At 64.6% G+C, this 16,884-nt stretch carries 18 protein-coding genes; 4 read left to right on the top strand and 14 right to left on the bottom strand.

Features of this window, described 5'->3' with window-relative positions:
* The first annotated feature begins 128 nt into the window (after positions 1-128).
* Together ACFMO3_RS02095 and mutY are read left to right on the top strand one after the other, a co-directional pair.
* On the top strand, positions 129-731 hold the full coding sequence (locus ACFMO3_RS02095; protein ID WP_376788780.1) for a biotin transporter BioY: 603 nt from the start codon (positions 129-131) through the stop codon (positions 729-731).
* Between the two features lie 93 nt (positions 732-824).
* Positions 825-1,952, top strand: coding sequence for an A/G-specific adenine glycosylase (gene mutY / locus ACFMO3_RS02090; protein WP_376788779.1), 1,128 nt, complete (start codon positions 825-827; stop codon positions 1,950-1,952).
* Positions 1,953-2,012: 60 nt separating this feature from the next.
* Here the strand turns inward: mutY and ACFMO3_RS02085 are convergent, their stop codons facing one another.
* Positions 2,013-3,098: a zinc-binding dehydrogenase gene (locus tag ACFMO3_RS02085; RefSeq protein WP_376788778.1), complete on the bottom strand. Its 1,086-nt coding sequence runs from the start codon at positions 3,096-3,098 to the stop codon at positions 2,013-2,015.
* An 83-nt stretch (positions 3,099-3,181) separates the two neighbouring features.
* Here ACFMO3_RS02085 and ACFMO3_RS02080 point away from each other — a divergent pair, with 83 nt between their 5' ends.
* Complete coding sequence (locus ACFMO3_RS02080; protein WP_376788777.1) at positions 3,182-3,676, top strand: cupin domain-containing protein; 495 nt, start codon at positions 3,182-3,184, stop codon at positions 3,674-3,676.
* A gap of 132 nt (positions 3,677-3,808) precedes the next feature.
* Here ACFMO3_RS02080 and ACFMO3_RS02075 read toward each other — a convergent pair whose 3' ends face one another.
* From ACFMO3_RS02075 to ACFMO3_RS02030, 10 genes are all read right to left on the bottom strand, one after another.
* Positions 3,809-4,462, bottom strand: a complete 654-nt coding sequence (locus ACFMO3_RS02075; RefSeq protein WP_376788776.1) for a response regulator — start codon at positions 4,460-4,462, stop codon at positions 3,809-3,811.
* Positions 4,459-5,865 (bottom strand): sensor histidine kinase, encoded by a 1,407-nt coding sequence (locus ACFMO3_RS02070; RefSeq protein ID WP_376788775.1) that lies wholly within the window; start codon positions 5,863-5,865, stop codon positions 4,459-4,461. The genes ACFMO3_RS02075 and ACFMO3_RS02070 overlap by 4 nt, the downstream gene beginning before the upstream one ends.
* Positions 5,866-5,962: 97 nt before the next feature.
* Positions 5,963-6,685, bottom strand: a complete 723-nt coding sequence (locus tag ACFMO3_RS02065) for a MerR family transcriptional regulator (RefSeq protein ID WP_376788774.1) — start codon at positions 6,683-6,685, stop codon at positions 5,963-5,965.
* A gap of 136 nt (positions 6,686-6,821) precedes the next feature.
* Positions 6,822-8,210 carry an MDR family MFS transporter gene (locus ACFMO3_RS02060; protein WP_376788773.1) on the bottom strand — a complete coding sequence of 463 codons (1,389 nt, stop codon included), beginning with the start codon at positions 8,208-8,210 and terminating at the stop codon, positions 6,822-6,824.
* A gap of 53 nt (positions 8,211-8,263) precedes the next feature.
* Positions 8,264-8,824, bottom strand: coding sequence for a DUF488 family protein (locus ACFMO3_RS02055; protein ID WP_376788772.1), 561 nt, complete (start codon positions 8,822-8,824; stop codon positions 8,264-8,266).
* A gap of 165 nt (positions 8,825-8,989) precedes the next feature.
* The gene (locus ACFMO3_RS02050) at positions 8,990-9,178 is read right to left on the bottom strand and encodes a hypothetical protein (RefSeq protein ID WP_376788771.1); all 189 of its coding nucleotides are present in this window, start codon (positions 9,176-9,178) and stop codon (positions 8,990-8,992) included.
* Positions 9,179-9,284: 106 nt separating this feature from the next.
* Complete coding sequence (locus tag ACFMO3_RS02045) at positions 9,285-9,686, bottom strand: DoxX family membrane protein (RefSeq protein WP_376788770.1); 402 nt, start codon at positions 9,684-9,686, stop codon at positions 9,285-9,287.
* A gap of 220 nt (positions 9,687-9,906) precedes the next feature.
* Entirely contained in the window at positions 9,907-10,836 is a 930-nt protein-coding gene (locus ACFMO3_RS02040) for a VOC family protein (RefSeq protein WP_376788769.1), read from the bottom strand.
* A complete protein-coding gene (locus ACFMO3_RS02035) occupies positions 10,833-11,345 on the bottom strand; it encodes a luciferase family protein (RefSeq protein WP_376788768.1) in 513 nt (170 codons plus the stop codon). Before ACFMO3_RS02035 ends, ACFMO3_RS02040 begins: the two co-directional genes overlap by 4 nt.
* A 54-nt stretch (positions 11,346-11,399) precedes the next feature.
* Positions 11,400-12,353: a ring-cleaving dioxygenase gene (locus tag ACFMO3_RS02030; RefSeq protein ID WP_376788767.1), complete on the bottom strand. Its 954-nt coding sequence runs from the start codon at positions 12,351-12,353 to the stop codon at positions 11,400-11,402.
* A gap of 316 nt (positions 12,354-12,669) precedes the next feature.
* On the opposite strand from ACFMO3_RS02030, the gene ACFMO3_RS02025 reads away from it, so the two are divergent.
* A complete protein-coding gene (locus tag ACFMO3_RS02025; RefSeq protein ID WP_376788766.1) occupies positions 12,670-14,106 on the top strand; it encodes a serine hydrolase in 1,437 nt (478 codons plus the stop codon).
* A 161-nt stretch (positions 14,107-14,267) separates the two neighbouring features.
* Here the strand turns inward: ACFMO3_RS02025 and ACFMO3_RS02020 are convergent, their stop codons facing one another.
* From ACFMO3_RS02020 to ACFMO3_RS02010, 3 genes are all read right to left on the bottom strand, one after another.
* Complete coding sequence (locus ACFMO3_RS02020; RefSeq protein WP_376788765.1) at positions 14,268-14,939, bottom strand: DUF1122 family protein; 672 nt, start codon at positions 14,937-14,939, stop codon at positions 14,268-14,270.
* Between the two features lie 89 nt (positions 14,940-15,028).
* On the bottom strand, positions 15,029-15,838 hold the full coding sequence (locus ACFMO3_RS02015; RefSeq protein ID WP_376788764.1) for a ThiF family adenylyltransferase: 810 nt from the start codon (positions 15,836-15,838) through the stop codon (positions 15,029-15,031).
* Between the two features lie 469 nt (positions 15,839-16,307).
* On the bottom strand, positions 16,308-16,790 hold the full coding sequence (locus tag ACFMO3_RS02010; RefSeq protein ID WP_376788763.1) for a peptidylprolyl isomerase: 483 nt from the start codon (positions 16,788-16,790) through the stop codon (positions 16,308-16,310).
* Positions 16,791-16,884: the final 94 nt, after the last annotated feature.

Genomic DNA, 16,884 nt, shown 5'->3' with positions numbered 1-16,884 from the left:
GAAAACCCGAGGATCCTCCAGCACCCCACGATGGGAGGGAGAGGGAATGAAAGAGACCGGATTGCATCCCGGACATCTTTAAAGTATCATTGAGCCTTGTAATCTGCCCGGAGGAGGTGGATTCATCCATGGTTCTCGCGGATCTCGTTTTCCCGGAGGCGCTGCGCCGGAGCCGGGCGCAGCAGCGGGCGGTGGATGTTCTCCTGATCCTGATCGGCAGCCTGTTCACCGCCATGATGGCCCAGATCGCTATCCCTCTGCCCTTCACCCCTGTTCCCATTACCGGCCAGACCCTGGCCGTGCTTCTCACCGGCGCGGCGCTGGGAAGTCGACGGGGAGCCCTCAGCATGGTTGCTTACGTTCTGGAAGGCAGCCTGGGCTTGCCGGTCTTCGCCGGGGGAACGGCTGGCCTGAAGCGGCTGACAGGGCCCACCGGGGGGTATCTGATCGGCTTCATCGCCGCTGCCTTCGTCACCGGGTGGCTGGCAGAACGAGGCTGGGATCGCCGGCCCCTTTCGACGGCCCTGGCGATGCTGGCTGGCAACGTCGTGATTTACCTGTTTGGCCTCCCATGGCTTGCGATGTTCCTCGGGGGCTTCCTCGGCCCGAAAGGGGCCCTGGTCTTGGGATTGCTTCCCTTTATCCCCGGCGATTTGCTGAAACTCTTCCTGGCCACCCTCCTTCTACCCTCCGTATGGGGGGTGGTTCGAAACATCCGGCGGGAGCGATGAGCCAGGACTGCGCATAGTAGGGGCGCACGGCCGTGCGCCCCTACCGCTGTTATGTCCCCCTCCGAACGTATTGAAAAACAGTTCGAACCGCCCATGGGATCCGCCAAGGCTACACCCCCCTACGAGAAGATCACGGAAGCGCTCCTGCATTGGTATGGAGGGAACCGTCGGGACCTGCCCTGGCGTCGCCGGCGCGATCCCTACGCCATCTGGGTGGGCGAGGTGATGCTCCAGCAAACCCGGGTGGAGACGGTGATCCCCTACTATGAGCGCTTCCTCGCCCGCTTCCCCACGCTGCAGGATCTGGCCGCCGCGCCGTTGGAGGAGGTGCTGAAGGCCTGGGAGGGGCTGGGGTATTATGCGCGGGCACGACATCTGCACCGCGCGGCCCGCATGCTGATGCACGAATACGGAGGGTCCTTCCCTCAAACGCTTCCAGAATGGCGTCGCCTGCCCGGGGTTGGCCCTTACATCGCTGCCGCGGTCCTCAGCATCGCCTTCGAGCAGGATCTCCCCGCCATCGATGGGAACGGGGTGCGAGTGCTGACGCGGCTCTTCGCGATGGCGGAGGACCCCCGACGGCCGGAGGGCCGGCGTCGGCTGCAGGCCTTGGCGGAACGTCTTCTCCCGCGCGGCCAGGCGGGGGATTTCAATCAGGCGCTGATGGATCTGGGGGCCACCCTCTGCACGCCGAAGGCACCGCGCTGCCGGGCATGTCCCCTCCAAGCCTTCTGCGCGGCCTTCCACCAGGGGAATCCGGAAGCGTTTCCCATCCGGGCCCCTCGTCGACCCCTTCCCCATTATGATGTGACCGCGGGGGTGATCCAGCATGGCGATCGCGTGCTGATCGCCCAGCGCCCAACGGAGAGCATGCTGGGCGGGTTGTGGGAATTCCCGGGTGGCAAAGTGGAACCCGGGGAAAGCCTGGAGGAGTGCCTGAAGCGGGAACTCCGGGAGGAGCTGGGGATCGAGGTGGAGGTGCTGAAGCCGATGATGACCATCCGGCATGCCTACACCCACATGCGCATCACGCTCCATGTCTTCCGGTGTCGATGGGTCGGGGGAACTCTCCGGCCCGCAGGCTGCGCCGATGCCCGATGGGTCCGGATCGAGGAGCTGGATCGCTACCCCTTTCCGAACACGGATCGCCAGATCGTGAAGCGGCTGAAAGAAGAGAAAGAAGAATGGAGGGTAGGGCCGTTAGGCCAGGCGACCTCATGAGGGTCCCATCAGGGCTGGGCATAGCGCCTTGGGCGCCTCGCCCAAGCCCCTTAAATCCCATCACCGGGTCATGTCAGAAAGCGGGAGCGAACCCCGCGGGGTTCCGGTCTCATCCGCCCAGGGATCGATCGCGAACTTAAACCCCTGACGCCGCTCCATCCGTTCGAAGGCCTCCAGCAGACGCGCAAGCGGGAGCTCCCCGCTAATCAGATGCTCCACGGGCACCCGCCCGGCGCTCAGGAGACTTAACGCCGCGCGAACGAACCGGGGGTGATGATGAAAAACGCCCCGCAGGGTGAGCTCCCCGTAGTGCAGGCGGGCCGTATCAAAGGAAGCCCGCGTGCCCACCGGGCACCCGCCGAATAGAATCACCCGCCCGCCTGGCCGCACCGTGTCCGCAGCGGCCTCCCACGTCTCCACACGTCCCACCGCCTCGATCACGACCTCCGGCAGCTCCCCGAGGGCCTGTTGAAGCGCGGCGCGGACATCCTCCCGGGAATCCAGCGTTAGATCCACACCGATGCCTCGCGCAGCCTCCCGACGCTCGGGATGGGGATCGGAAAGGGCTACCCACGCCCCCCGGGATTTGGCCAGGTGGGCCAGCATCAGCCCGAGGGAACCCCCACCCATCACCAGGACAGTGGATCCGGGCTCGATTTCCGCCGCCTCAATGCCGCGCAGGGCACACGCCAGAGGCTCCACCAACGCCGCAACCGCCGCAGAGAGGTGATCGGGAATCGGATACAGATTGACCCGGACGATCGGTGCGGGGATCCGGGCATACTGGGCGAAGGCGCCGAAGAAGAAGGTGAGGTTCGGGCACAGGCTGAATTCCCCTCGCTGACAGAATCGGCAGGAACCACACGGCGCGGAATTGGCTGCCACCACCCGCATCCCCGGACGGAAATCCAGCACGCCTTCCCCGACCGCAATGACCTCCCCAGCCACTTCATGGCCGAACAGGGAAGGCAACGACCCCAGAGCCGGATGATGCCCCCGGCGGAAGATCTTGAGATCCGTGCCACAGGTAAGGGCGCGCTCCACCCGGAGAATCACCTCGCCCGGTCCAGGCTCCGGCACAGGGATCTCCTCCAGCCGCAGATCCCCTGGCCCATACAGACGCGCCGCCAGCATCCGCTCCGCCATCGGATCCCTCCCGCGTATTTCCCCTCAATTTAACAGGAGCGTTAAAATAGCTCAAGTGATCTGTCTGAATGGAGGCGCACGCAATGAGCGATCCCGCGGTTCGAGAGCTGCTGGGAACCGGCCGTCGGATCCCGTTCCATCCAGAGCGATTCCGATGGGAAGGGATTGAGCCGCAGGCCTATAAGTTCAGCCTCGGAGAGGAACGAGGGTTCGGCTGGCGAGGGGTGACCCGGTTCGTCATCGGCGGCCCCCCGGAGGCTCCCTGTCGATTCCAGCTTCGCTACTTCGAGCTGGCTCCGGGGGGCTACTCCAGCCTGGAGAAACATCAGCATGTCCATTTCATCATCGTCATTCGGGGCCGAGGCAAGGCCCTCGTGGGCCCCGAGGTGTTCGAAGTGACCCCCTTTGATGTGGTCTACGTGCCCCCCGAGGTGCCTCATCGCTGGATCAACGATAGCGATGAGCCCTTCGGCTTCCTGTGTCCAGTGGACGCAGAGCGAGATCCGCCGCGGCCGGTGGAGGAGTCCGAGTGGCGGGCGCTGAAGCGGAATCCCATCACGGCCCCTTATGTGTTCTGATCCGACTCCGGCGGTCTGACTTCTCCCCCTACCCGAGGCCTGGAGAACACTCCACGCTGGCCGCGGGGGCGCTGAAGGCGCTCCTGCGGCCCCCGAAAGTCCTCTACAAGACGCCAGCAGCACCCCTCTGGCTTAAATGAAATCGTGAATGCGGTGCTTAAGGGCATAAGCCGCCGCCTCCACCCGGTTGGAGACCCCCAGCTTATCCAGGATGATGCTGACATAGTTCCGCACCGTCTTCTCGGTCAGATAGAGCTCCTCCGCGATCTCTTTGTTGGTCTTGCCCTCCGCAATGCGGGCCAGGATCAATCGCTCCCGCGGCGTGAGATCTTTGAAGGCATCCGCCTGAGCCGCCCGCGCCCGTTGCCGGAATTGCTCCAGCACCTTACGGGTGATCGCAGGATCCAGAATGGCCTCGCCTCGAGCCAAAGCTTCCAGAGCCTCCATGAGCTCCCGGCTCCCCGCCCGCTTCAAAACGTATCCGGAGGCCCCCGCCTCGATCGCCCGCACAATGAACGCTTCATCCGGATAGGCCGTCAGGATGAGAACCCGAATGCCAGGGAATCGCTCCGTGATCTCCCGGCAGACTTCCAAGCCATCCCGATCCGGAAGGCGAACATCGAGGATCACCAGGTCAGGGCGCAGGCGCTCCACTAGCGCCAGAGCCTGCGCCCCGTTCTCCGCCTCCCCCACCAGTTCGAAATCCGGCCGGTTCTGCAACAGCAATCGCAACCCCAGCCGCACGACCTCATGATCATCCACTACCAGGAGCCGCAGCCGCCTCATCCTTTGCGCTCCACCGGCAACTCCAGCCATACCGTCGTTCCCTCTCCCGGTTGGCTCTCAATGCGTAAGACCCCTCCCAGCAGCCGCGCGCGCTCCTGCATGGTCCGCAAGCCTATCCCCACTGGATGATCCGGGCGCATTCCCACCCCTTCATCACGAATCCCGATCCGCAGGTGGCCATTTTCCATCCGGGCCTCCAGGAGCGCCCGACGGACGCGCGCGTGACGGATCACGTTGCTAAACGCTTCGATCAGGATAGCCGCCAGGTGAGCCGCCTGCTCGGGCTCCAGGGTCAGATCCGGAACCTCAATCCGCGCCTCGATATCGATCAGGCTCCGGAAGCGGGGATCCCGAATGATCTCCTCCAGCAATGAGCGCAGATGTCCGGGCCGAGAGATGCCCTGCAAGGTCGAAATGTAAATCCGGATGTCTTCGATCGCCCGGTTCAGAGAGAGCAGGATTCGATCCAGAACCTCGCTCATCGACGCACTGGACCCGTACTGTTCGCGCAGGACCTCCGCGAGCAGCCCAGCAGCATAAATTTGCTGGAGAATACGGTCATGGAGGTCCCGCCCGATCCGCTCCCGCTCCAGAGCGAGGATATTCGCCCGCTCCATCTCCTCCAACCGGTGATCGATTTCCACCTGAAAAACTTCTATGGAACGGAGGAGGGCGATCAGCAGGATCAGGCCCAGAATGGAACGCCAGACCGGCATCGGGACGCCTACAGCCTGGAACACCACATCCTCATGGAGAAGATTCCCCGGGAAAAAGGACACAGCAGGCCCCAGGAGTCCCCCCGCGATCCCATATCCTGCCATCGCCAGCCCGGCGATCCGGAGGGTTCGGAAGATATCCGGCAAATCCAGCGGGGCGATGTGGCGATGAGCGTGGACCCGAAGGCCATAAGCGGCCAGCAACCCGCCCGGGAGTCCCAGGCTATAGCGCGCCAGGGCGGAAGCCGTAGCATGCCAATCCGTGATCTCCGGGATCAACGCGAGGCCGATGTAGAAGGGACCTAACAACCACACCAGGAATATCCCCACAGGAAGCCAGAAGACCCAACGCCATGGGGAAGGCAGAGGGCTAAGCATGGCAATCCCAAACTGAAACAAGCAAAGGAAGGAGAGCGCCAGGAGAAAAACCTGGGCGATGTGCAGCAGCTTGGTCAGAAAGGCGGGCAGATAGGTCGCCTGGATGGGAATAAACACATCGCCCCACTCGTGGAGACCGTGCAGGATCCCGAAAAGGGCCAGCCAGGGGAGCGCCTGTGCCAGCCGCAGCCGGCTGTGGTGTAGGCTTTGAACGGCCAGGATCACCCCCATAGTGAAGAAGACCTGGCCGTAAATGGAATACACAACGACCCGATTGATCGTAAAAAAGGTCTGCAAGGCCTCGCGCACCCCATCCTCCCTTGGATCTTTGAAGAGCGGCAGAGATCACCTTTCCCCGTGACCCTTCGGGCCGTGAGGAGGGGGAGAAAAATTCCCGATCGCAACCCTACGCGGAGCGAGCCCTGCGACGCAGCCAGCGCCGCATCAACGCGCGGCGCACATACTTGCGGTAAAGCAGGCCGATCAGCGTCTGGATCAGATGATGAAGCTCCCGGAAGCGACCGATGCGCTCGGCATCGGTATCCAGATCCCCCACCAGCGGAGCGTATAGCGATATATCATGGCGGACCTGGGCGCGAACCAGCTTCACATAGAAAGCCAGGTTCTGACACGTGATCCCCATGGCCTCGAGATCCCGCACCACCCGCATCAGCGCCACATCCTCCGGATTGTAGCGCCGTTCTTCGCCCGAGCTTCCATCCGGAAGAAGGCCCAGGGCCTCCATCCGGCGGAGCTGCTCCATGGAGATCCCCGCCTGCCGAGCGGCTTGCTCGGCCGTCAGCGCAGCAAGCTTCCCACCGGATTCCTGCAGTACCTGTAGCAGCGCCTCCACCGCGCCCAGGTTCAGCGCTGGGTCCTCTTCCAGACGATCCAGCAACGCCCGCACCACGGGAAGGGGAAGCCGATGGCGCGCCCGCAGGTTCAGGATCAGAACCAGCCGCTCCACATCCATCGGGCAATACAGGCGATGCCCCCCCTGGGTGCGCCGGGGACGGATTAGGCCGGCTTTCTCCCAGTAACGCAGCTTGCTCGGCGTTACATCCGGGAAACGCTCCTGCAGATGATGAACCACTTCTCCAATCGTCCACAATCGCTCTTCCCGCTCCATTTTGGATCCTTGCTAGGATTCAGGTAATCCGGGATGCCGGCGCTCTGTCCCAGGGTAACGACCAGCCTCCCCACTTCCCGCGGAGGGAAAGCGCTCCCTGCAGCCCCATAGCCTCAGGAAGGAACCGGGCAACGCGCTACTTCTCGATCTCCACCCCCAGCTCCGGTTCTCCCAGAGGCCCAGCGGTCCGCTCTGGAAGATCCGGCACGCTCAGGCCGATCGCCAGCAGCCCTATCGATAGCCCTAGAGCCAGGGCCGGGATTTTCCAGAAGGCCCTTAAGAGCGCTTCTCCGCCCGCTGTGAGAGCAGAGCCCAGCACCGCCCCCATCGCCGCTGCCCCCATCGACCCGCCGATGTTGCGGGCGAACAGCAACATGCCGGTGACGATCCCGAGGACTTCCCGTGGAGCCTCCTCCTGAGCGCAGACCAGGAGGGCGAGCATCATCACGCCCATCCCAGCGCCCACGACCAGGCCCGTGAGGGCCAGAAGCGGCAGGGGCGCCTGTTGCGCCATCGCCCACACCCCAAACCCGGCCGCCATCGCGACCGGCCCCCAGCGGGCCAGCGGCCGGGGCCCCCAGCGGGGCAACCACCGGGCAGTCAGCACGCTGCTGACCGTCCATCCCACGGTCATCGGGGATAGCAATAACCCGCTGATCGTCGCGCTCTGCCCTCGCGCGCTCTGAGCGAAGAGCGGAATAAAAGCCGTCATCCCAAAGAACGCCATCCCCCCGAGGAGGTTCCCCAGGAAGCCCCGGAAGGCAAACGGCCGGCGCAGAGCAGGAAAGGGAATCAAAGGAAAGACCTGGTGTCGCTCGAAGATCGCGAAGCTAATTATGACCAGAGCAGCCAGGACCAGGGCGGGCGGGAATTCCAACTCCAGGCCATAGATCAGGGCCCCAGCCCCCAAGGCGAACAACGCCGCGCCCCCCAGATCCACTTGCGCCCCCGACTTCCGTCGAGCCTCTGGGATCCCCCAGCCCACCAGTGACATCGCCGCAAGCCCGAAGGGCAGGTTCAAATAGAAAACCCATCGCCACGAGAAATGATCGACAATCAACCCGCCGACCAGAGGCCCCACCAGGGCAGAGAACCCCCACACCCCGCTGATCCAGCCCTGCACCCGCGCCCGATCCCGCAACGGATAGAGCTCCCCCACCAGTGTGAAGGTCAGCGTTTGCAGGCCTCCGCCGCCCAACCCCTGAAGCGCGCGCGCCCCGATCAGCATCCCCATCGATCGCGCTGCCCCGCTGAGGGCGGAGCCCAGCAGAAAGATGCTCACCGCCATTAGATACAGACGTCGCCGGCCATATAGATCCGAGGCCCGGCCCCAGATCGGCCCAGAGACCGTGGCCAGCAGCAGATACAGGGCGAAGGGCAGGCTGTAGAGCGAAACTCCCCCTAACTCCTGAATCACCCGCGGCATGGCGGTGGCCACCACGGTGGCCTCCAGGGCCGCCAGGAACAGCCCCAGGATCAGACCGGCCGTGACCCGCAGACGATGGGGAGCGCCTTCCGTCTCCACGATGGAAACTCGCCCCGCTTTCCCAAGATCCCTCGCGCGCGATGACATCTCCGTCAATCCCCCGGGAACAGATCCCCTTGCACTCCGCATGGTGCGGGAAATCCATCGTAGACCAGCCGCCCTTCCTCCAGGCGCGCCCACGAGGGAAGCTGATGCGGGACCCAGCGGTCCCAATCCAGGATGTGCTCCACCCGGATCCCCCGCGCCGTCAGCGCGTCAGCGATGAGCCGCCGGTGGCAGCGCCAGGGAACCCGCTCGGCGCACATCAGCGCAACCCGGGAGCGCTGGGCCTCCTCGATCACCCGCTCCAGCCCCCGCCGGAAGTCCTCGCTCTCCATATGATCGGCATACGCGCGGAACCCCGGCGTCCGCCAGGCGATGTGGGGAGAATCCGGGCGGGGAGCACGCCGCCCACCCAGCTCCGGCAGATGGAGGTAGCCGATCCCGGCGGCGGCCAGGGCCGCAGCGAGGGCAGACCCAGAGAAATGAGGATGCCGCCGGGAGAAGGGGAACCGCCGCACATCGATCACCCACTCCACCCAGTGAACTCGAAGGAGCCCGAGGAACTCCTCCAGCCCTCGGTTCGAATGCCCCAGCGTCCAGATCGTGAACATGCGCCTTGCCTCCACGGGGCGGAGCGCCCACGCCGATTGTGACCAAGGGCTACTGGGCTGTCAACTCTGGGCCGGAGGATGAGTTCGAACCAGCCAACGACCCTGGGAGAGAGTCGGATGGCATCCTTGCACATCCAGCAAGCCCGCGGCAGAAGCGAGCCTCTGTCATCCATCCCTGTTTGAGATGGCCAGCGGCGGGGAACAGTAATCCTCCTCCTCCCACACCGCCTCATCGGTCTCCGGATCCCAGCGGGCGTTCTCCAGGGAGGCGGTCAGCGCCAAACCGAACGGCCGCAGCCTCCGAAACTCCCCCCGCTCCATCCACAACCGCGCGCGCACCAGGTAGAAGGCCATGGCTCCCTCCTGCCCGATCGGTCCCGGTATCCCTCCGGGAAAGCCGGAGAGAAGAGATCAGCAAAGGGCACGCCTCAGAACCGCGTGCCCTTTGCCCTTCAACCCCTCACGGCCACAACTGCGGGATTAAACTGAACGGCCAGCGCTCGATCATCAGGAACATCAACGCCGAGCCCATCAGGGCCAGATTCTTAGTGAAGTTCACCATCTCCATCATCCTCTGCTGCTGGTCCTGCACCGCCCAGAAGTTGTGCATCTTGAAGGTCACAGGCAGGAAAAACAGGACCAGGCTGAGCACCCCGATGCCTGGATAGATGCCGAGCAGGAGGCTCAGGCCGCCGATCAGCAACAGGAGCCCAGCGACAATGACTGCCCAGCGGGGAGCAGGCACCCCCTTATACCGGGCATACTGGGTCAACTGCTCTGTACCCATGATCAGATGGTTGGCCGCGTTGAACAGATAATAGACCCCGACGATGATCCGACCAATGAGGAACAGGACCTCCATGGTGCACCTCCGTGAGAACAGGGATGATCAGAGAGGCAAACCCTGAGGGTTCGCCCGGGGGAAGCCCAGGCGGGATCGTCCCGGACTTCCCTCGGACGGGATCCGCCTCCGCAGACCCGCCGGAATCTCCTCCTGCGCCCCGCAAGGGACGCCCCATTCGCGAAGCCATGAGGGGCCTGCGCCTCCAACTCCCGGATACCCACCCTCACCGGCCTTAGTTTCAGGAGGAAGCAAAACCGCTGCGACCGGCACGTTCCCCGCCGCCGGATCCTTCCAGGACGAAACGGTCCTCCATGGTGACCTGCACAGCGTTGCCGGAGGGATCCCGCAGGAAGAGGACACCAGGCCCTTCTCGAATCGAGAGGCCAGCGGCGATCGCCCGCTCCCGGATTCCCGCCCAGGCCGCTTCCTCCGGGACCACCAGGGCGAAGGCGCGGAGCCCAACCGCCTCTGGAGGCGGTGGGGGCACACCTCGACCGGCCCAAAGGTTCGTCCCCACGTGATGGTGATAACCCCCAGCGGCGAAAAACCGTGCCCCGGGATAGTCCCGCTGCGTCACCGCCAGGCCCAGGATCCCACTGTAAAACGCCTCCGCCTCATCCAGGTCCGCCACATGCAAATGGATGTGCCCGATATCCGTCCCGACCGGAAGCCCTTCCCAAGACTCGGCGGTCGCTTCGCGAAGCAGGTCCTCTACATCCAGAGGCGCCGTGACCATTGCCAGGCGTCCGCCACGCCAGGGCCACTGCTCCCGCGGCCGATCCCGATAGAGCTCCAGGCCGTTCCCATCCGGATCGGGAAGATAAAGGGCTTCACTGACGCCGTGATCCGAGAAGCCCTGGAACGGCCATCCGTGTTCCAGCAGCCGGCGGAACACCCGGGCTAGATCCCGCCGAGTCGGCAGCCGGATCGCCACGTGATATAACCCGGTCGTCCGCGGCGGCTTCGGCCGCGCGTCCCGGCGCTCCGTCAGCGCCAGCAACGGGGATCGCGATCCCGGCGCGGACAAGAGGACGGTGGTGCCCTCCCGCCCAACCTCCTGGAACCCCAGAAGGTCCCGGTAGAAGGCCAGGGACCGCCCCAGATCTCGGATCTGAAGGTGAACCCCACCGATATGGGTATTCTCGGGTAACCCAATGCGCTCCCTCATTTGTTTCGGTCTCCTTTCTGGGCCTGGACCGACTCCACTCCTTCGCCGCGCGCGAAAGCGTAGCTGGCCTGGAGGATCCGCCATACCACCTCCAGCTCCGCCTCATCCCGCGGCCCATACACCATCACAACGGTCGGGGGCAACACACCCGGGGCAACCAGGGGGTGGAATTCCCCCCATCCGCGCTCCACCACTCGTTCCGCCAGCTTGGGCGGCAGCGATAGATGCAGGCTTCCATCGTAGGGGGGATGGAGATGGGCGAACTCATAACCGAACACAAAAGCCTCCGCTGGGCCCCGCGCTCGCTCCGGGTCCAGGTAAAACGCCCGGGCTCCAGGAACGGAGATCCGACTGGGGGCCACCCGAACGCCCGGCAGGGCCCGCGCCCGTTCGAACAGCGCTTCCTGCAGCGCCCGCGGGGCGTTCTGGGTGAGCTGCTGGTGGGGCATCGAGCAGCGCGTCAACGGCCGCTCCCCCGCGCGCGTTGGAAGATCCTCCAGGCGATCCATCGCTCTGCCCCCCTTTCTCAGCTTGCCCTTTGGTCCATCCGTGGGCCGTTGGCTTTAAGGGGCCTCCAGAGGCGGCAGCGCCCGCTCGATCTCGCCCCGCTGGGGCTCCAGCCAGTCCGGCAACATCAGGCCCGTCCCCAGATGTTCCGGTGGCTCATCCATCGTGAACCCCGGCGGATCCGTGGCCATCTCGAAGAGCACCCCGCCGGGCTCCCGGAAATAGATCGAGCGGAAATACTTCCGGTCCATCACCGGGGTGACATAAAGCCCCCGCGCCTGCAAATGAAGCCGCCAGGCGCCCTGCTCGGCCTCGTTGCGAACCCGCCAGGCCACGTGATGCACGGTCCCCACTGCCACGCGGCCCCGGGAGGCCCGAGGATCGATCCGGAGATCCATCCACGCCCCTGGACCCCCTGGGCCGACCTGCAGTCGGATCCGATTCCCCTCCTCCCGCTCCACTCGGAACCCCATTTCCTCGATCAGAAAACGAAGCGTGAGTTCGGCGACCGCCTCCAGAAGGGTCACCGCATGAAGGCCTCGGATCGCATAATCCGGCGGAACCGGCCCATCCGGCCAGCCCGCACGTTCCTTCGCCCGGGGATGAGCGACCAGCTCCAGGGCCAGGCCATCGGGGTCCCGAAACCCCAGGACCACCTCCTCCTCTTGAAAACGCGGCGCGATGCGCTCCACAGCGACCCCATGGGAATGCAACCGCTCCTGCCAGTAACCAATGGCGGCCTCCGGGATCGTGAAGGCGATCGCGACAACCTGCCCCGCACCGACCTGCCCCGGGCGCGCCCCGGGCCACGGAAAGAACGTCAGCAAGGTCCCCGGCCGGCCCAGGGCATCCCCGTAATACAGGTGGTAGGTTCCCGGATCATCAAAATTCACGGTGCGCTTGACCAGCCGTAACCCTAAGACCTCCCGGTAGAACCGCAGGTTCCCCTGCGGATCTCCCGCGATGGCCGTCACATGGTGCAATCCCCCGATCTCCGGGATCCCTTCCATCCAGCGGCCCAAATCTAAATTTAAAGTTAGATTTAATGCACGAACCCATGATATGCGAGGCTGCCCGGACTGTCAAGATTTGGGAGAGGGGTCCAGAGCGGTTCGCGCTCCGCGGGATCCTTTCCCCAGCGAGCTGGGCCCCGTATCCTTTAGGGGGAGATCCGGCGGCGCCGTGCGGGCCGATGGTTGACGCGGCCCCGCCTTCGAGCCGGAGGGCATCCGCTCCCTGAGGAGAGGAAAGATCCGCAGATATAATAGGGAGGATCAACAGGGCGCTTGCTTCAACACTTCAACAGTGGATTCGGAGGCGGACGGGATGCTACGTTCACTGAACCGCTGGCTGAGCTGGGGAACGGCGGGCCTGCTGGTGGGGTTTCTGGTCTGGCAGTTCGCCCTTTTCCAACAGGAGCTTCAGCGGATCCCCCGCACCTGGACAGTGGCCGGGCTGGTCGTGGGTGGCCGTTCGGTGGAAGAAGCTCTGGATGCCGTGGAACAGGCCCTGAAGACTCCCCTCCAGGTGCACTACCGCGATCAGATCCTGATGCTGGATCCCACCGATCTCGAAGTGCGGCTGGATCGGGAGGCCAGCCGGAGGCTCCTGCGGGAGGCTCTAACGGAACGCCAGCGCCCGGTGGCCTTCCTGCAGTTTCTGTTCCGTCAGCCTCCACCCCCGCGGGATCTCCCCATCGCTATCCAGGTCTCCCCGGAACGGATCCGTCTCTGGTTGCTGGAGGTCGCCCGACGGTATGATGAGCCGCCGGTGGAGCCCCAGCCGGATCTCGAGCGTTTCACGTTCCTCCCGGGCCGGCCAGGCCACGTGCTGAACATCAGCCTCTCCGCCGAACGGCTCCAGGCGGCGCTGGCCCAGGCCATCCCTCGCGAGGTGACACTGGTGGTGGACGAAAAGCCCGCGCCCGCCCTCTCCATAACCGCCTTGGGACGGTTCTTTGAGGCCTATCTGCAATCCTTCGATGGAACGGCTGGGATCTTTGTGAAAGATCTGCGAAGCGGGCAGACCTGGATGCACAACGGGGATCTGGCGTTCTCCGGCGTCGGGGTCATGCGCCTGCCTGTGGCCCTGGCCGTCGCCCGGAGTCGGGACTTAGCCCATGATGAGGCCCGCCGCGCCCGGGTGTTCCAAATGTTGACAGATGAAACGGCTCTCACCGCCCTTCAAGAGCTCCTCACCGAGCTCGGCGAGGGCGATCCAGCAAAAGGAGCGGAGCAGGTCACGGCGCTCCTTCGGGAGCTGGGGCTGACGAACTCCTTCCTCGCATGGCCCTTCCAGCGACCCGGCGCCCCACCGGCCGTGGTCACTCCCGCCAACCGTCGTCCGGATCTCCCCACCCGTCCGGATCCTCAGCAGCAGACCACGCCGGAGGATATGGGAGTGCTCCTGGAGATGCTTTACCAATGCGCACGCAATGGCGGGCCTTTGCTGCTGGCTTTCGAAGGGGCGATAGAGCCGGGCGAGTGCCAGTTGATCATAGAGGCGATGGCGCAAAATCGTCTGATCGACGCGCAAGGCCAGCCGACCCTCTTGGCCGCAGGTCTCCCCCCCGGCCTCACCTTCGCCCACCGTCCGGGATGGACGAACGAAACACGCGCGGACGCTGGGATCGTCATGGCCGGCCCGTCCGATTACGTGCTGGTGGTTTTCCTGCATCGCCCCCTCTTGATGGAGTGGGGGGAGGCCGTTCGCATGATGCGAGATCTATCGCGAATGACTGCACAGTTCTTCCTGGGACGCTGAGGGATAGGAGGAGGGCATCCCGCTCCCCCCACCGGATCGCCCCTTCGGCGATTTCGCAGGGGAGCGAAGAGGCATAGCCCAGGCATCCCGGCATGTTTGGGGGGCAAGCGACTGCGCAACCCGCTCGACTTCCCCCCTATCCCCCTCACCCACATGGAGCATCACCCCTCGGGAGGAAGCCACGCCGCGAGCAACTGCTCCGCCCGATGTCGGGCGCGCAGGAACTCCGGACGGGTTGATCCCTGCGTGCGGCGCAGGAAAGCCTGGATCTCCTCCCGCAACGCCTCCGCCCGCCGCCGGTAATGTGCCTCCTCGCGGGGCCTGAACCCCTGGAGCTTGCGTGGCCCTTCCCGCCACCCCTCTGCAATCGACCAGTCCCGAATCGGAAAGGCGCAGTCGGCATAGAACAGGCACATCCCCAGCGGTGTCAGGATCGGGGGGACCCCCAGCCGGAGCGCCTGTTCGGTTTCCTGATGGATCGCCAGGGATTCGCCGAACGTCTCATAGGCCAGGGCCAGCCATCCCCCGGGCGGGATCAATGTGCCGATTGCTCGGAAGAACTCCTGGAGATCGGCGTCGTTGAGCTCCACCAGTTGTCCCTGAAAGGGGATCGGGTTGCGAAAGAAGCCATCCAGCCATCCCGGGATCGGTCGGGGACGAGGCTCCGCATAAAGACCCCGCAGGATCGGCCGATCGGAACGGAGCCCCTCCCGCTCCAGGTAAAAAGCCAGATAGCGCTGCCCGGCCGTCCCGGCCGATCCTTCCTCCCGGACTTGAATCCGATAGGCCCCGATGGAAAGGCCATCCAGGGTTTCCCATCTGGGTGAAGGCATGGTGAGGTTCCTTCTCCCTGAGAAAATAGCGTTGCGCTCGATCGAATGAAGGGGAATGCCTCACCCCTTCTTCGTCGGGCCCACGGAGATCAGCGGGAGACCCCACAGAACATTTCGTAATCGATGGGCTCAAAGAGCGTCGGATGATCGCCGCACACCGGGCAATCCGGACGGCGTTCCACCCGGACGGCCAGCCATTCCGCGCGGAGCCCGTCGAAGGCGAGGAGGCGGCCGGCCAGGGATGGGCCCAGGCCCAGCAGCCACTTCAGCGCCTCAAAGGCCTGCATCGCGCCGATGATCCCAGGCAGCGCCCCGAAGACGCCGGCCTGCTGGCAATCCGGAACCTGATCGGGAGGCGGCGGGGTGGGCAGAAGACAACGATAGCATGGCCGTCCGCCTGGAGGCACCATGCCGATCTGGCCCTCATACTGGAAAACGGCTCCCCAGATCAGTGGCTTGCCCTCCCAAACACAGACATCGTTGGCCAAGTATTTCGTTGGGAAATTATCGCTTCCATCCAGGATCAGATCGTATCCGGCCACCAGCCGGCGCGCATTGGCCGCCGTGAACCGTTCCACGTAGGGGATCACGCGGACATCCGGGTTGAGGGCTTGCAGCCGCTCTTGGGCGACCTCGGCCTTCGGGCGGCCCACATCCTCGGTTCGGAAAAGGATCTGCCGCTGGAGGTTGCTGAGATCCACTACATCATCGTCGATGATCCCGATAACGCCCACCCCCGCGGCGGCAAGATAGAGGGCGATGGGACAACCCAGGCCGCCTGCGCCGATGATCAGAACCCGGCTCTGGAGGAGCCGGCGTTGCCCCCGCCCGCCCACCCCAGGCAACACGATATGCCGGGCATAACGACGGATTTGGGATTCGTTGAACGAGAAAACCATGCCAGCGCCACGGATCCATCGGGGAGAGGATGGGAAGCTGCACCAAAGGCCAGAGCGGAATCTCACCTCCCCGAGCTTCGGCTACCTGATCCCAGAACCCGAGCAAGACACCGGATCTTTCCGCCGAATATTTTAGCTCGATGCATGAACTCGCGTCTTTCTCCTCTCGAAGAGGGGAACCCCAGGATCCTGCTCGGAGACGACATGCCAGCAGTGCACAAAAAGCGCAGGCCACCGACCGGCAACCATCCCTGGATTTCCAGTAGCCTCTCAAGCGGCGGGGAAGGAGAGGACGGGCCCGGATCCGCCAAGGCCCGGTTCTATTCCGGCCAGATCGATCAGGGGCTTCGAGAGGAAGATTGCTTCCATGCAGTTGGCCCGCAGCGTGGGATGATCCGGAAGGTTCGGGAGCCTGGCCGGGTGTTAGCGAGGGCCCGGTCAGGCTCCCCCTTACCCTAGCACCCCGCGCTCAGTCGTGGGGGTGGCCGCGCTCCAGTTCCTCAGGAGTAGCGGGGCGCAGAGCCAAGATCTTCACGGTGAAATGAAGCTCCTCCCCTGCCAGTGGATGATTGAAGTCCAGGGTCACCGTATCCGGGCCGACCTCGGTGATATAAGCCGGGAAGGCCTCGCCGCTCTCCGTGTAAACATACAGACCGATGCCCGGAGCCAGGGGGAAATCCGCCGGGAACTCACTGCGAGGGACCACCTGGTAGGCATCCGCCCGTCGGGGCCCGTAGGCGTCCTCAGGAGCCAGCCAGATCTCCTTCTCCTCCCCCACCGCCATCCCGTAGAGGGCCTCCTCCAGGCCGGGGAGGATCTCCCCAGCGCCCTGAATGAAAGTGATGGGCTCGCTCTCTTCCGAGGACTCCACAACCCGACCGTCCTTCAGGCGGAGGGTGTAGGCCAGGGTCACCACCATATTGTCCTGAACGGTCAGACGCTCTTGCAGCATGGGTCAAACCTCCATGAAAGTTAAAAGGGCGCCCTCCCGGCTTACGGAGAGCGCCCTCTTGCGAAAAGCCCCTGCCGCAAAACCGGCAGCGCCA

It is taken from the genome of Thermoflexus sp. (assembly GCF_042408815.1).
Lineage (GTDB): Bacteria > Chloroflexota > Anaerolineae > Thermoflexales > Thermoflexaceae > Thermoflexus.
The sequence above is the reverse complement of the archived record's forward strand: the minus strand, read 5'-3'. Positions and strand labels throughout refer to the sequence as shown.